Here is a 12,846-nt window from a genome sequence, read left to right on the forward strand (position 1 = left end):
CCCGACGACCCGCGGTGGGCGCCCGACGAGCGGACCCTGATCGAGGCGGTCGACGAGCTGGAGCGCACCGGTTCCTGGTCGGAGACGACGTGGACGGCGCTAGGGCGCTTCCTTTCCGACGAGCAGCGCATCGAATTGCTCACGGCCGTCGGCTGGTATCGGACCATCTGCACGCTGTGCAACGCGCTCGCGCTCCCGGTCGAGGGCTGGATGCGGCCCTGGCCTTCAGCCGGCTGAGAGGTCGCGTTTGAGGCCGGGATGCTGGTTCTTCAGTAGCGGCAGCAGCAGCCGTCGCGGCATGAACTGGAACAGCCGGGTGGACAGGTGGCTGGGCAGACCGGCGATCACCGTGCCGCAGTCGTGGGCGAGCGCGTCGACCCCGATGCGCGCGACGTCGCGCGACGGCATCCACATGAACTTCGGGAACGCGTCGGCGAATTTGCGCTCGTCCATGCCCGCGTTCTTCAGGAACTCGGTGCGCACCGGGCCCGGGCACAGCAGCGCGACGGTGACACCGGTGCCGGCGAGCTCGCCGCGCACCCCCTCGGTGTAGGTCTTCACGAACGCCTTGGTGGCCGCGTAACCGGCCTGCCCCGGGAAGGGGTGGTAGCCGGCGGTGGACCCGACGTTGAGGATCGCCCCGCGCCCGCGCGGCACCATCTGCTGGACCGCGCGCGTGGTCAGGTCGATGACCGCCTCGCAGTTGACCCGCACCTGGGCGATCTCGTCGTCGGCGCGCGCCGCGGTCACCGATCCGATGGTGCCGACGCCGGCGTTGTTGACCAGGATGTCGGCGGCCAGGCCGCGGCGGCCGACCTCGTCGAGCAGGCCGGCGCGGGCGGCCGCGTCGGCGACGTCGCAGGCGATCACCTCGACGCGCACGCTTTTCGAGAGTTCGTCGGCCAGCTCGCGCAGCCGGTCCTCCCGGCGGGCGACGAGCGTCACGCCGTGACCGCGGTCGGCCAGTTCCCGCGCGATGTCGGCGCCGATGCCCGACGATGCGCCGGTCACCACGGCGGTGCTGGTGGGTGAGGGAGTCGGAAGGGCCACGCGTCGAACCCTACAAGGGGCCGTCGAGCGTGAGCCCGATGCACGAGAAGGGCTGGGAAATCGTCCATATCCCGAGAAGCTCGGCGCACGAAAAAACCCGGCTCCCAAGGGGAGCCGGGTTTTCCCGTAGCTGTCGGACTTAGAAGTCCATACCGCCCATGCCGCCGGTCGGGTCGCCCGCGGGAGCGGCCGCCTTCTCCGGCTTGTCGGCGACGACGGCCTCGGTCGTCAGGAACAGCCCGGCAATGGACGCCGCGTTCTGCAGCGCCGAGCGGGTGACCTTGACCGGGTCGGCAACGCCGGCCTTGAGCAGGTCCTCGTACTCGCCGGTGGCCGCGTTCAGGCCGGTGCCGGCCTTCGCGTTGCGGACCTTCTCGGCGACAACGCCGGGCTCCAGCCCGGAGTTGAAGGCGATCTGCTTGAGCGGGGCCTCGAGCGCGACGCGCACGATGTTGGCGCCGGTGGCCTCGTCACCGGTGAGCTTGAGCTCCTCCAGGGACGGCGCCGACTGCAGCAGGGCCACGCCACCACCGGCGACGATGCCCTCCTCGACGGCGGCCTTGGCGTTGCGGACCGCGTCCTCGATGCGGTGCTTGCGCTCCTTGAGCTCCACCTCGGTGGCGGCGCCGGCCTTGATCACCGCAACACCGCCGGCCAGCTTGGCCAGGCGCTCCTGCAGCTTCTCGCGGTCGTAGTCGGAGTCGCTGTTCTCGATCTCCTGGCGGATCTGGGCCACGCGCCCGGCGATGGCGTCGGTGTCACCGGCACCCTCGACGATGGTGGTCTCGTCCTTGGTGACGACGACCTTGCGGGCCTTACCGAGCAGGGCGACGTCGGCGCTCTCCAGCGACAGGCCGACCTCTTCGCTGATCACCTGACCACCGGTGAGGATCGCCATGTCCTGCAGCATCGCCTTGCGGCGGTCGCCGAAGCCGGGGGCCTTGACGGCCACCGACTTGAAGGTGCCGCGGATCTTGTTGACCACCAGGGTGCTCAGGGCCTCGCCCTCGACGTCCTCGGCGATGATCAGCAGCGGCTTGCCGGCCTGGATGACCTTCTCCAGCAGCGGCAGCAGGTCCTTGACGGTGGACACCTTGGAGCTGACCAGCAGGATGAACGGGTCCTCGAGGACGGCTTCCTGACGCTCGGCGTCGGTGACGAAGTAGCCCGAGATGTAGCCCTTGTCGAACCGCATGCCCTCGGTGAGCTCGAGCTGCAGGCCGAAGGTGTTGGACTCCTCGACGGTGATGACGCCCTCGTTGCCGACCTTGTCCATCGCCTCGGCGATCAGGTCGCCGATGGACTGGTCGCCCGCGGAAATCGCCGCGGTGGCCGCGATCTGCTCCTTGGTCTCGACGTCCTTGGCGGACTTGAGCAGGACCTCGGTGACCTTCTCGACGGCCTTCTCGATGCCGCGCTTGAGGCCCAGCGGGTTGGCACCCGCGGCGACGTTGCGCAGGCCCTCCTTGACGAGCGCCTGGGCCAGCACCGTGGCCGTCGTAGTGCCGTCACCGGCGACGTCGTCGGTCTTCTTGGCGACTTCCTTGACCAGCTCGGCGCCGATCTTCTCGTACGGGTCCTCCAGCTCGATCTCCTTGGCGATGGACACACCATCGTTGGTGATCGTGGGGGCGCCCCACTTCTTCTCCAGGACGACGTTGCGGCCCTTGGGACCCAACGTCACCTTTACCGCGTCGGCGAGGGCGTTCAGCCCCCGCTCGAGGCCGCGACGGGCCTCTTCGTCGTACGCAATTGTCTTGGCCATTGCGAAGTGATTCCTCCGGATCGGGAATGACACCGGGTGGCCACGGGTGGCCACCCCATTACTTACGCTGGCCGGGTGCAGTGCCCGCGACGGACGACCCCAGGTGTCTGCTGGTCTCACCGTCCCGACCTAGCACTCACCTGTCGCGAGTGCCAAGGTCATTCTTAGCACTCGCCTATGCCGAGTGCAAGAACGGGTCAGGCCTTATCGCTGCACGCGTAAACCGTCGATGACGACGTCGGTCGCCCGCTCGGCCAGCGCCGAGTCGTAGGCCTGCATCGCCTGGCAGCCGACCAGGATCGCCTTCAGATCCCGCATGTCGACGTCGCGCCGCGCGGTGCCGGCCTCCTGGGCGGCACGAAGCAGCTCGCCCAGCATGGCCCTGAACGCTTCCTCGGCCTCGGGGGCGGCGCAGGCGATGTCGATTCCGTACCCCGCCAGCGCGTCGACCAGGCCGCGGTCCGCGGCACCCCACTGCAGGACCATCGAGCGCAGGAAGGCGAACAGCGCCTCCCCCGGGCCCTCCGACTTCAGCAGGGCGTGCCCGTCGTCGACGAGGCGGCGCATCCGGTCCTCGATCACGGCGGTGAACAGCGCTTCCTTCGTCGGGAAGTGCCGGTAGACGGTGCCGGCCCCCACCCCGGCGCGGCGGGCGACGTCGTCGATGGGCACCGACAGGCCTTCGGCGGCGAAGGTCTCGTAGGCGACGTCCAGCACGCGCGCGCGGTTGCGCGCCGCGTCGGCGCGCAACGGCCGTGCGGGTTCGGCCAACAATTCACCACCCATCGGTTGACAAAGCGGGGCGTGCGTTCCGTATAGTCGAGTCAACCGGAGCGCTCGCCCCGTTTACCTTACTACTTTGAGGAGCTTCCGATGGCCAAGTGGACCGCGCGAGACATTCCCGACCAGGCCGGACGGGTCGCCGTCATCACCGGGGCCAACACCGGCCTCGGCTACGAGACCGCCGCCGCGCTGGCCGACCACGGCGCACGCGTCGTGCTCGCGGTGCGCAACCTCGATAAGGGCAAGGACGCCGCCGCGCGCATCGCCGCCGCGAGCCCGCACGCCGACGTGGCGCTGCAGGAGCTCGACCTGACGTCGCTGGACTCCATCCGCGCGGCGGCCGAACAACTCAAGTCCGACTACGAGCAGATCGACCTGCTGATCAACAACGCCGGCGTCATGTACACACCGAAGGAAACCACCAAAGACGGCTTCGAGATGCAGTTCGGCACCAACCACCTGGGCCACTTCGCCCTCACCGGCCTGCTGCTGGAGCGGCTGCTGCCGGTGCCCGGATCGCGGGTCGTGACGGTGAGCAGCGTGGGCCACCGCATCCTGGCCGACATCCATTTCGACGACCTGCAGTGGGAACGCTCCTACAACCGGGTCGCGGCCTACGGGCAAGCCAAGCTGGCCAACCTGCTGTTCACTTACGAGCTGCAGCGGCGGCTGGCCCCCCGCGGGACGACGATCGCCACCGCCGCCCACCCCGGCGGCTCGAACACCGAACTGGGCCGCTACACGCCCACGGCGTTCCGGCCGCTCGTCAACGTGTTCTTCTCGGTGATCGCGCAGGACGCCGCCATGGGCGCGCTCCCGACGCTGCGCGCCGCCACCGACCCGGCCGTTCTCGGCGGCCAGTACTACGGCCCCGACGGGTTCGCCGAGACCCGCGGCTATCCGAAGTTGGTGTCGTCGAGCGCGAAATCCCACGACGCCGAGCGGCAGCGGCGGTTGTGGGCGGTGTCGGAGGAGCTGACCGGCGTCACGTATCCCCTGGATTGACATCGAGCAGCTGCTCGTAGAAACCGCCGAAGCCGCGGGCCCGGTCGGCCAGATGGATCTCCAGGATCCAATGGCACAGGCGGCCGGCCGGGTCGGTGCGCCGCATCGGCTTGTTCGATCCTGGCGCGATGTACCACTGGACGCCGGGGCCGGCGATCTTCTTGTGCGGGAACTCTCCGACCAGGTGACCGGCGATCGAACTGGCGAACTCGAAACCCTCGGCGTGGGCCAGGCCGACGACGAAGTCGAAGAGCTCGGCCCCGGTGACGTCCGGGCGCCGGTCGAAGTACTCGCGGCCTGCCCGCCACACCCGGGGTAGCGCGTCCCGGAGGGCCGCCTTGGCCGGGTCGTCGCCGAGCACGAAGGTGCGGCCGAAGTCGGCCTCCCACTCCGCGAAGATCGGCCCGAAATCGAGGAAGACGATGTCGCCGTCGGCGACCAGCCGGTCCGGCGGGCGCTCGCTGAAGGGTTGCAGCGTGTTCTCGCCGGCCCGCACGATGCGCCGATGCCAGTGCCGGGTCACGCCGAACAGGTCCGCGGCGAGGCGGTTGATCTCATCGGACAGCTGCCGCTCGGAAACGCCCGGCCGGATGATGCCGCGCCGCTCGACCTCGTCGAACAACTGCGACGCCTTCTCCTGGGCTTCGAGCAGCCGCTGCGCGCGCACGTCCTCCGGGGCCTCCACTCTCGCGATGCTAACTGGCAGGCTGGAAACCATGTCGCTCGTCGTGCCGCCCTACCCGCCGCCCCGGTACACCAAGGACGAGCCGGGGATCAGCGCCTGGCTCAAGCGTGCCGACGAGCCGCCCGACTACGAGACCGGTGGCGTCAAGTACCACTACCTGGCCAACGACCAGGCCACCGGCGGCGACTACGGGCTGTACCGGGTCGACATCCCCGCGGGCGGCGGCGGCCCCGGACCCCACTTCCACCGGGCGATGTCCGAGGCCTTCTTCGTGCTTTCCGGCACGATGAAGCTCTACGACGGCACGCAGTGGGCCGACGGCCGGCAGGGCGACTTCCTCTACGTGCCGCCGGGCGGCGTGCACGGCTTCCGCAACGGGGCCGACGAGCCGGCGTCGATCCTGATGCTGTTCGCGCCGGGTGCCCCACGCGAGACGTACTTCGAAGGCTTCGCGGCGCTGGCCGACATGACCGACGACGAACGCCGGGAGTGGTTCGTTCTGCACGACAACTATTGGGTGCAGTAACCGGTTAACGGTGAGCGAACTCTAGGTGCCGCGCACTGATACGCGGCGCGCGCGCGACGTAGGGTTTGGCCGTGCAGGTGAGGACGAAGCGCGCCGCGGCGTGGTTGCGGATGAAGGTCGAGACGGCGTACAGCGCCCCGGTGCGGACCGCCGAGCGGGTCAAACGGCCCAGGCGCCCGGGCCTGCGGCGCGTGCCGACCGCGTCCGCCCGGGTCCGCGGGCGCCGGTTCAGGCGTCCGACCGGTCACCGGCCGAAGCGGTAGTCGGCGTCGACCAGCTCGCGGGTGCGCTCGAAGAAAGTGCGTCCGCTGTAAGGCAATTGGGTGACCACCTTCCCGCTCGGATGCCGGAAGTAGTTGTCGCATGCGAGCCAGACCTTGCCCACCATGGCCGCCTGGATCTCGTCGTTGTAGCGGCGCTGCGCGTCGGGTGTCACTTGGACGGTGCGCGCCCCCCGGGCGTTCATCACGTCGAGGATGTGGCGGACGAACGTGGTCTGCGCCTCGTGGATGTAGATGATCGAATTGACGCCGTTGGTGTTGGGCCCGTAAAGCGTGAAGAAATTCGGATAGCCGGCCACCAGGGTGCCCAGGTACGCCTCGGCGCCGTCGCGCCAGTCGTCCGCGAGGCGGCGCCCGCCCGACCCGTGGACGTCGATGCTGGCCAGGTAGTCGGCGGCCTTGAACCCGGTGCCATAGATGACGGTGTCGACGCGGTGCTCGACGCCGTCGACGGTGCGCACGCCCCGCTCGGTCAGCTCGGTGATGGCGGCCGTTTCCAGTGTGACGTTGGGCAACGCGAACGTCGGATACCACTCGCGCGACATCAGCGGCCGTTTGCAGCCGGCGGGATAGTCCGGCGTCAGCTTCGCGCGCAGCTCGGGGTCGGCCACCTTGCGCATCAGGTAGCTGCGGGCCAGCTCGGTCGCTTCCCGCGTCTGCGCGGCGTCGACGTCGAAACTGGACGACTCGTAGGCGTCGAAGGCCTCGTCGCGCAGCTTGAGCGCCATCTCGGGGTGGCGTTCGAACAGCTCGTGCTGTTCGGGCGTGAACGGAAAGTCGAAGCGGGGCGCGATCCAGATCGGGGTCCGCTGAAACACGGTCAGGTGCGCGGTTTCTCGCGCGATCGCGGGCACGTACTGGATGGCGCTGGCGCCCGTGCCGATGGACGCCACCCGCTCGCCGGCCGTCGACTTGCTGTGATCCCAACGGGACGAATGGAATTGGCGGCCGCGGAACCGCCGCGCGCCGGGGATGTCCGGGACGTGGGGCACGTCGAGCATCCCGACGGCGCTGACGACCGCGTCGAACTCGTGCTCGCGACCGGCGTCGTCGGTCAGGGTCCAGCGGCCCCGGGTGTCCGACCAGCGCGCGGCGGCCACCGCGGTGTTCGCCCGCAGGCGCGCGCCCAGCCCGTGACCCTCGGCGACCCTTTCCAGGTACGCCAGGATCTCGGGCTGGTTGGCGTATGTCTTGCTCCAACGCGGGTTTGGCGCAAAGGAATACGAGTACAGGTGCGACGGGACGTCGCACGCCGCGCCCGGGAAGGTGTTGTGGCGCCATGTCCCGCCGAATCCGTCCGCCCGGTCGTAGATGGTGAAGTCGTAGCCGCCCTCGGCCAGCTGGATGCCCATGGCGATGCCGCCGGCACCGGCGCCGATGATCGCGACTCGCGGCTTCAGTCCCATTGCGCGAAGTAGGGTCGCTGCGGCCGGGTCTTCTCCACCAGGATGAACACCACACCCCACGGGTCGACGAACCAGGTGGTGCGGACCCGCGCGACCTCCGCGATCCCGCTGACCAGAAAGCGCACGCCCCTGCTTTCCAGCTCCGCCCGGGTGGCGTCGAGGTCCTCGCAGATCAGCCCGACGTGGGACAGCCCCGGGTCGGTGAGGCCGGCGCGACCGGGCCGATCCGAGCCCGCCGCGCCGAGGTATTCGATCACCTCGAGCACGCGATCGCCGTCGCCGTCGAACCCGACGATGGCCGCCTTCATGCTGGGGTCCGCCACCAGCTCGCCCATGTCGTCGCGAATGGCGTTACCGGTCATGACATACGGCGGCGAGAGCACACGCAGGCCCAACACGTCGCGGTAGAAGGCGACGGCCGCCTCGCAATCCGGAACACACACCCCGGTGTGGGCCATCCCGGTAATCACGTTCTCGACTCTACGTCGGTCCCACGGCCTCACCGGGAGCGGTTGGGAAATCTGACCGGCCGATAATGGCGGGGTGCGGTCGGTCCAAGAACATCAGCGCGTCGTAGCCGAACTGATCCGTCCCCGCCCGGCTGCCACCGCCGCACTGGCCGAGGCGCAAGGGCTGGTGCTGGCCGAGGACGTGGTCGCGCGCCTGGCGCTGCCGGTCTTCGACAACTCCGCGATGGACGGATACGCGGTGCGAGCCGAGGACACGTCCGGCGCCACCCCCGAGCACCCGGTGGCCCTCGAGGTCGTCGAGGACATTCCCGCCGGGCGCACCGACGAGTTGACGCTGCAACCCCACACCGCGCACCGCATCATGACCGGCGCGCCGCTGCCCGCCGGCGCGACGGCCGTCGTGCCGGTCGAAGACACCGACGGCGGCGTGGACGTCGTGTCGATCCGCGCGCCCCGTGAGGCCGGCAAGCACATCCGGCGCGCGGGCGAGGACGTGGCCCCCGGCACGACGGTGTTGCGGCGCGGCCAGGTGGTGACGCCGGCCGTGCTCGGCCTGGCCGCGGCGCTGGGCATGGCCGAGTTGCCGGTGCTGCCGCGCCAGCGGGTGCTGGTGCTGTCGACCGGGTCGGAGCTGGTGGCGCCCGGCAATCCGCTGCGGCCGGGGCAGATCTACGAGTCGAATTCGATCATGCTGGCCGGGGCCGTCCGCGACGCCGGCGCCGACGTGATCGCGGTGGCTACGGCGGAAGACGATGTCGCGCAGTTCAGTTCGATCCTCGATCGCTACGCGGCCGACTGCGACCTGATCATCACCAGCGGCGGGGTCAGCGCCGGCGCCTACGAGGTCGTCAAGGACGCGTTCGGCCGCGAGGGCGACCAGGGCGTGGAGTTCGTCAAGGTGGCGATGCAGCCCGGCATGCCACAGGGCATCGGCCGGGTGGCCGGCGCGACGATCGTCACCCTGCCCGGCAACCCGGTGAGCGCACTGGTGTCCTTCGAGGTCTTCATCCGGCCCGCGCTGCGCAGGGCCATGGGCCTACCCGACCCGGAGCGCCCGCACCGGGCGGCCGTGCTGACCGAATCGCTGACCTCGCCGCGCGGCAAGCGGCAGTTCCGCCGCGCGGTGCTGGACCGCGACACCGCGACCGTCACCAGTTATGGCCCGCCGGCCTCGCATCACCTGCGGTGGCTGGCGTCGGCGAACGCGCTGCTGGACATTCCCGAGGACGTGGCGGAGGTGCCCGAGGGGACCGAGCTGCAGGTCTGGGACCTGACCTAACCCGCCGGGGTGGCGACCTGCCGATGGAAATCGTCGGCCCGGTCGAACGCGGCGACGCAGCGGATGGCGACCGCGACGACCGACATCAGCGCCGGGATCGTGACCAGGGCCGCCGCCAGCCCGACGCGGTCGGCCAGGTGACCGATCAGCGGCGGCCCCAGCAGGTAACCCAGCCAGCCCGTCGCGGCGACGATCGCGATGGCCGAGCCCGCGCCGCCCGCGCCGTAGGCGGCGCTGAACGCGGTCGGCACCAGCAGCGCCACCCCGACGCCCAGGGCGGCGAAACCGGCCACGGCGACAACGGGATTGGCGGCCGCCAGCGCCACGCCCAGGCCCGCAGCGCCGAACAGCGCGAGCGCCGGCAGCAACCGGCGGGCCGAGAGCCGCGAGTGCAGGCGTATCGCGCCGAGCCGGGTCAGGACCATCGTCAGCGTGTAGGCCGCATAGCTCAGCGCGGCGACCCCCGGCCCGGCGCCGACGACGTTGCGCAGGTAGTTGGCCGACCAGTCGGTGGCGGCGCCCTCGCACAGGAAGGACACGAAGGCCACCGCCGCCAGGATGGCCACCGTCGGTGTCAGCCAGCCCCGCCCGGACCGCTCCCGCGACGCCGCCGCCGCGGGGTCCGGGATCAGCCCGCGCGCCAGCGCACCGACGACGATCAGGGCGACGAGCCCGACGGCGGCCAGCTGGGGCGTCAGCCCGACGCCGGCGCCGACGCACGCCGCGCCGATCAGGGCGCCCAGCAGCGCGCCGAGGCTCCACATGCCGTGGAAGCGCGCCATGATCGGTGCGCGCGCCAGGCGCTCGACCGTGCCGGCCTGGGTGTTCATCGCGACGTCCAGCCCGCCCTGGAACATCCCCCACAGCGCCAGCGCCGCAAACAGCGCCGGCCCGGAGCGGGCCAGCCCGACGGTCGTCCCCGCGAGGGCGTAGCCGGCGGCGGTCACGGGGATCAGCCGGTGGCTGCCCCACCGCGGCAGCGCCCAGTGGCTGGCCACGGTGGCCAGCACCGACCCCAGCGGTGCACCGAACAGCGCCGTCCCCAGCGCCGCGTCGGACAGGCCGAGCCCGGCCTTGACCGCCGGGATGTGGGCGGCCCACGACGAGAACCCCACGGCGTGGGCGATGAACACGGCGGTGACGGCGATCTTCGCCCGGCGCAGCCGCGGGTCATTCGGATGCATGTCGAAGGTGGGCGTTCCCCCTGCGGGCCCGAACCAACCGGCCGCGGCTTTCGTAAGATGGCCGCGTGGCACGACGCCCCCGCCCTGTCGGCCCTACGGCCGAGGATCCAACGTTCAGCCCGCAGCACGCGTTGGAGTTGGTGCGCTCGACCGTTCCGCCGGTCCACCCGGCGGGCCGGCCGTTCATCGCCGGCGGCCTGGCGCTGGCGCTGGCCGGCCGCAGGCACCGGTGGATCCGACGGGCCGGCCTGCTGGCGGCGGGCGCCTGCGCCGGATTCTTCCGCCACCCACCCCGCGTACCGCCGACCCGGCCGGGTGCGATCGTCGCACCCGCCGATGGGTTGGTGTGCGTGATCGACGCCGCCGCCCCGCCGGCCGAACTCGGCATGGGCGACGCGCCGCTGCCCCGGGTCAGCATCTTCCTGTCGCTGCTGGACGCCCACGTGCAGCGGGCGCCGGTGAGCGGTGAGGTGATCGCCATGCAGCACCGGCCCGGCCGGTTCGGGTCGGCCGATCTGGCCGCGGCCAGCACCGAGAACGAGCGCACCAGCCTGCGGATCCGGACGCCGACCGGCGCGGAGGTGGTGGCCGTGCAGGTCGCCGGGCTGCTGGCGCGGCGCATCATCTGCGACGCGCGCGTCGGCGACAAGCTGACGATCGGCGACACCTACGGCCTGATCCGGTTCGGCTCCCGGCTCGACACCTATCTGCCGGCGGGCGCCGAACCGCTGGTCCGCGAGGGTCAGCGCGCGATCGCCGGCGAAACCGTGCTGGCCGAGCTGCCATGATCAGCAAGCCGCGCGGCAGGCCGTCGGTCAACCTGCAGATCCTGCCCAGCGCGATGACGGTGCTGTCGATCTGCGCGGGCCTGACCTCGATCCGGTTCGCCCTCGAGCACCAGCCCAAGGCCGCGATGGCGCTGATCGCCGCGGCGGCCATCCTGGACGGGCTCGACGGCCGGGTGGCCCGCATCCTGGACGCCCAGTCGCGCATGGGCGAGGAGATCGACTCGCTGGCCGACGCGGTGAACTTCGGTGTGACGCCGGCGATCGTGCTCTACGTGACGATGCTGACGAAGTCGCCGGCCGGCTGGGTGGTGATCCTGCTCTACGCCATGTGCGTCGTGCTGCGGCTGGCGCGGTACAACGCGCTGCAGAGCGACGGGAGCCAGCCCGCCTACACCCACGAGTTCTTCGTCGGCATGCCCGCGCCGGCGGGCGCGGTGTCGATGATCGGGCTGATCGGGCTCAAGCTGCAGTTCGGCGAGGGCTGGTGGACCTCGACGGCGTTCCTGTGCATCTGGATCACCGGGACGTCGATGCTGATGATCAGCAAGATCCCGATGCGCAAGATGCACGCCGCGGCGGTGCCCCCCAGCTGGGCGGCGCCGCTGCTGGCGCTGCTGGCCATCTGCGCGGCCGCGGCGGTGCTGGCCCCCTACGTGCTGATCTGGGTCATCATCATCGCCTACCTCTGCCACGTCCCGTTCGCGATCCGCAACCAGCGTTGGCTGGCCGCGCACCCCGAGGCGTGGGCCGACGAGCCCAAGCAGCGCCGCGCCGCGCGGCGCGCGATCCGCCGGGCGCAGCCGCATCGCCGGTCGATGGCGCGGCTCGGGCTGCGCAAGCCGGGTGGGCGCCTGCCATGAGCCGGCCGGGCGAGGATGCGGCCCGTCAGCTCACGCTCACCGCGCGGTTGAACACCTCCGCCGTCGACTCGCGCCGCGGTGTCGTCCGGCTGCACCCGAGCGTGGTTGCCGCGCTTGGCATTCGGGAGTGGGACGCGGTGGCGCTGACGGGCTCGCGGACCACGGCGGCGGTGGCGGGCCTGGCCGGGCCGGACACCAGCACGCCCAGGTTGGCGCCGGCGCCCAGGGTCTTGAGCAGGTGCGGCTCGTCGAGCGCGAGCTTGAGCCATTCGATGAGCTTGGCGGCCTGCGGCTGTGAGCCCTTGAGTTCCTCGAGGACCGTTTCGGGGCTGGCCACGTCGACCAGCTCGGTGGACACGGCCGGGCCGCCGGCCGGCACGCCCACGCCCCAGGTGACCAGCGAGTTGGGCTGCACGCTGACCGGGCCGGGCGGGTCCACGCCGGTGACGGTCAGCAGCTCCGAGGTCCAACTGATGCCCACCGAGGCCGCCAGCGCGCGGGTGGCGGCCGCCGTCGAGAAGCCCGGGCCCAGATCGCGGGGCAGCAGCGACACGGCGTCGCCGACGGTCAGCACCTTGCCGAGCAGGGCCTGCCGCAGGGTCACCGGCGAAATGGACTGGCTGGCCAGCGACGAGCCGGACAGCGTCACCGACCGGGCGCCGTAGACGGTGACCGCGCCGACGATCACGGCGGTGCCCTCACGCAGCCCGGCGTTGGACAGCGTCACGTCGTCGAGCAGCGCGGTGCCGCCGGGCGCCCTCGAC

13 protein-coding genes and 3 pseudogenes are annotated in these 12,846 nt (G+C 71.2%); 8 read left to right on the forward strand and 8 right to left on the reverse strand.

Going from position 1 to position 12,846, the window contains the following annotated elements:
• Positions 1–237 (forward strand): annotated as a pseudogene (locus A9X05_RS22640) (carboxymuconolactone decarboxylase family protein); the annotation flags it as partial.
• On the opposite strand, the gene A9X05_RS22645 reads toward A9X05_RS22640, so the two are convergent.
• The 3 genes from A9X05_RS22645 to A9X05_RS22655 form a co-directional block, all read right to left on the reverse strand.
• Positions 226–1,050, reverse strand: a complete 825-nt coding sequence (locus A9X05_RS22645; protein WP_067784169.1) for an SDR family oxidoreductase — start codon at positions 1,048–1,050, stop codon at positions 226–228. The pseudogene A9X05_RS22640 and the gene A9X05_RS22645 overlap by 12 nt on opposite strands.
• A 139-nt stretch (positions 1,051–1,189) precedes the next feature.
• Positions 1,190–2,815 (reverse strand): chaperonin GroEL, encoded by a 1,626-nt coding sequence (groL, locus tag A9X05_RS22650; protein WP_055400660.1) that lies wholly within the window; start codon positions 2,813–2,815, stop codon positions 1,190–1,192.
• A 204-nt stretch (positions 2,816–3,019) separates the two neighbouring features.
• Complete coding sequence (locus A9X05_RS22655; protein ID WP_231969243.1) at positions 3,020–3,586, reverse strand: TetR/AcrR family transcriptional regulator; 567 nt, start codon at positions 3,584–3,586, stop codon at positions 3,020–3,022.
• Positions 3,587–3,688: 102 nt separating this feature from the next.
• Between A9X05_RS22655 and A9X05_RS22660 the strand changes: the two genes are divergently transcribed.
• The gene (locus A9X05_RS22660) at positions 3,689–4,603 is read left to right on the forward strand and encodes an SDR family NAD(P)-dependent oxidoreductase (protein WP_067756433.1); all 915 of its coding nucleotides are present in this window, start codon (positions 3,689–3,691) and stop codon (positions 4,601–4,603) included.
• On the opposite strand, the gene A9X05_RS22665 is transcribed toward A9X05_RS22660, so the two are convergent.
• Entirely contained in the window at positions 4,584–5,288 is a 705-nt protein-coding gene (locus A9X05_RS22665) for a M24 family metallopeptidase (RefSeq protein WP_067756436.1), read from the reverse strand. The two genes, A9X05_RS22660 and A9X05_RS22665, sit on opposite strands and share 20 nt — an antisense overlap.
• 31 nt (positions 5,289–5,319) lie before the next feature.
• On the opposite strand from A9X05_RS22665, the gene A9X05_RS22670 reads away from it, so the two are divergent.
• Positions 5,320–5,814 (forward strand): cupin domain-containing protein, encoded by a 495-nt coding sequence (locus A9X05_RS22670; protein WP_067756440.1) that lies wholly within the window; start codon positions 5,320–5,322, stop codon positions 5,812–5,814.
• Between the two features lie 71 nt (positions 5,815–5,885).
• Positions 5,886–6,077, forward strand: coding sequence for a hypothetical protein (locus A9X05_RS31300; protein ID WP_156736917.1), 192 nt, complete (start codon positions 5,886–5,888; stop codon positions 6,075–6,077).
• Here A9X05_RS31300 and A9X05_RS22675 read toward each other — a convergent pair.
• Positions 6,059–7,501, reverse strand: a complete 1,443-nt coding sequence (locus tag A9X05_RS22675) for an NAD(P)/FAD-dependent oxidoreductase (RefSeq protein WP_067784171.1) — start codon at positions 7,499–7,501, stop codon at positions 6,059–6,061. The two genes, A9X05_RS31300 and A9X05_RS22675, sit on opposite strands and share 19 nt — an antisense overlap.
• Positions 7,492–7,971 carry a VOC family protein gene (locus A9X05_RS22680; protein WP_067784173.1) on the reverse strand — a complete coding sequence of 160 codons (480 nt, stop codon included), beginning with the start codon at positions 7,969–7,971 and terminating at the stop codon, positions 7,492–7,494. Before A9X05_RS22680 ends, A9X05_RS22675 begins: the two co-directional genes overlap by 10 nt.
• Before the next feature lie 73 nt (positions 7,972–8,044).
• Here A9X05_RS22680 and glp point away from each other — a divergent pair, with 73 nt between their 5' ends.
• Entirely contained in the window at positions 8,045–9,250 is a 1,206-nt protein-coding gene (glp, locus tag A9X05_RS22685; protein ID WP_067784175.1) for a gephyrin-like molybdotransferase Glp, read from the forward strand.
• On the opposite strand, the gene A9X05_RS22690 is transcribed toward glp, so the two are convergent.
• Positions 9,247–10,434, reverse strand: a complete 1,188-nt coding sequence (locus A9X05_RS22690) for an MFS transporter (protein WP_067784177.1) — start codon at positions 10,432–10,434, stop codon at positions 9,247–9,249. The genes glp and A9X05_RS22690 overlap by 4 nt on opposite strands.
• Positions 10,435–10,499: 65 nt before the next feature.
• Between A9X05_RS22690 and A9X05_RS22695 the strand changes: the two genes are divergently transcribed.
• The 3 genes and pseudogenes from A9X05_RS22695 to A9X05_RS30070 form a co-directional block, all read left to right on the forward strand.
• The gene (locus A9X05_RS22695) at positions 10,500–11,222 is read left to right on the forward strand and encodes a phosphatidylserine decarboxylase (RefSeq protein ID WP_067754958.1); all 723 of its coding nucleotides are present in this window, start codon (positions 10,500–10,502) and stop codon (positions 11,220–11,222) included.
• Complete coding sequence (gene pssA, locus A9X05_RS22700) at positions 11,219–12,082, forward strand: CDP-diacylglycerol--serine O-phosphatidyltransferase (RefSeq protein WP_067784179.1); 864 nt, start codon at positions 11,219–11,221, stop codon at positions 12,080–12,082. The genes A9X05_RS22695 and pssA overlap by 4 nt, the downstream gene beginning before the upstream one ends.
• Positions 12,079–12,282: pseudogene (locus A9X05_RS30070) on the forward strand (hypothetical protein); the annotation flags it as partial. The gene pssA and the pseudogene A9X05_RS30070, both read left to right, overlap by 4 nt.
• Here the strand turns inward: A9X05_RS30070 and A9X05_RS22705 are convergent.
• Positions 12,264–12,846 (reverse strand): annotated as a pseudogene (locus tag A9X05_RS22705) (ATPase); the annotation flags it as partial. The pseudogenes A9X05_RS30070 and A9X05_RS22705 overlap by 19 nt on opposite strands.

The sequence above is a fragment of the Mycobacterium sp. E3298 genome (assembly GCF_001666895.1).
Taxonomy (GTDB): domain Bacteria; phylum Actinomycetota; class Actinomycetes; order Mycobacteriales; family Mycobacteriaceae; genus Mycobacterium.